Origin of the sequence: Bradyrhizobium sp. Leo170 (assembly GCF_004296405.1) — a bacterium.
Classification (GTDB): domain Bacteria; phylum Pseudomonadota; class Alphaproteobacteria; order Rhizobiales; family Xanthobacteraceae; genus Bradyrhizobium.
This window is the reverse complement of the sequence record NZ_PSRR01000732.1, coordinates 1-1,233: the sequence shown is the minus strand read 5'-3', so window position 1 is coordinate 1,233 and position 1,233 is coordinate 1. Positions and strand designations below refer to the sequence as shown.

The following is a 1,233-nucleotide window of genomic DNA, read 5'->3' as shown; positions in this document are numbered from 1 at the left end:
CCTAGCCCGTCTTCGCCCACTCCCTGTCGTCAGGCGAAGGCAGGTAGAATCCGGACATCGGCTCGACCCAGCAGAGATGGTCGTGGACCTTCTTCACGCCGGCGACGTTCTCGGTGGCGACGACGACGGCCTGGCGGCTGCGCTCGTCGGTGATGACGCCGCTTAAGTGCACAATGCCGTCGCGGACGACGACGCTGAGGCCGAACGGGCACCAATCCGCTTCCTCCAGCGCAGCGATGATGCGGTCACGGATGTGGTCATCGTCGGCGGTCGGATCGGGGACGTCGCGGGCAAGGCTTGCCACCGCCTGCAAGAGGTTGGACCGTGACACGATGCCGACGAGCTCGTCACCGCGAACGACCGGCAGGCGCTTGATGTGATGCTTCTCCATCAGCGCGACGATCGTATCGAGCGGCGTCTCCTCGGTGACCGTGATCGGGTCCGAGGTCATGATCTCGGCGACCCTGCGGCCCTGCTCGCGAACGAACTCGGTGGCGGCCGGGCCGGGGCCGAGCAGGAATTTCAGGAACCGGCCGTACTTGCGCTGGGTTCCGATCTCGCCGCGACGCAGGAAGTCGCCTTCCGAGATGACGCCGACCAGCTTGCCGGCGGCGACGACCGGTAGTCCACTGATATGCCGCTGCAGCATCAGGTTGGCTGCATCGACGATGGGTGTTTCCGGCGTGACTGAAATGACCGGGCGGGTCATGATCTGATGGGCGCGCATGGGTTTGTTCCCGTTTGATGCGGTTGATAGTCGCAGCCTAGTTGCACTGTAGGTGCGGTGTTTGAGGCAGGTCAACGCCTTCGGCGGGGTCGAATTGAGCAAGCGCAAGGCCAGCTCTGAAACAGGAACTATTCGTCATGGGCCGGCCACCATGGCTGGTTACGGTGTCGCATCGGAGCGCCATCGCCACGCAATCTCGGCACTGCCAGTGCCAGCCGAAAGTCCGGAAGCAGAGCAATGTCCACTTACAGATTGAATCACCTGCTGTCGCCGCGCTCGGTCGCGCTCGTCGGAGCCAGTCCGCGCGAGGGCTCGGTCGGCCGCGCCATCGTCCAGAATATTTCCGGCGGCAAGTTCAAGGGCCAGTTCGGTGTGGTCAATTCGCGCCATGGCGAGATTGCCGGCGTCGCCACGGTCGGCAGCATCGCCGAATTGCCGTTCGTGCCAGAGCTCGTCGTGATCACGGCGCCGGCTGCCGCCGTGCCCGGGATCGTCGACGACGCCGG

Annotated in this window: 2 protein-coding genes; one reads left to right on the top strand and one right to left on the bottom strand. The window is 64.7% G+C overall.

Annotated elements, in window-relative coordinates:
* Position 1: 1 nt before the first annotated feature.
* The gene (locus tag CWO89_RS44320; RefSeq protein WP_130584397.1) at positions 2-727 is read right to left on the bottom strand and encodes a CBS domain-containing protein; all 726 of its coding nucleotides are present in this window, start codon (positions 725-727) and stop codon (positions 2-4) included.
* Positions 728-964: 237 nt separating this feature from the next.
* Here CWO89_RS44320 and CWO89_RS44315 point away from each other — a divergent pair.
* The coding region (locus CWO89_RS44315; RefSeq protein ID WP_207234715.1) for a CoA-binding protein at positions 965-1,233 on the top strand (269 nt) is incomplete at its 3' end.

Excerpts from the sequence above, each read along its gene's own strand:
- CWO89_RS44320 (WP_130584397.1), bottom strand. The coding sequence starts at position 727 with ATGCGCGCCCATCAGATCATGACCCGCCCGGTCATTTCAGTCACGCCG.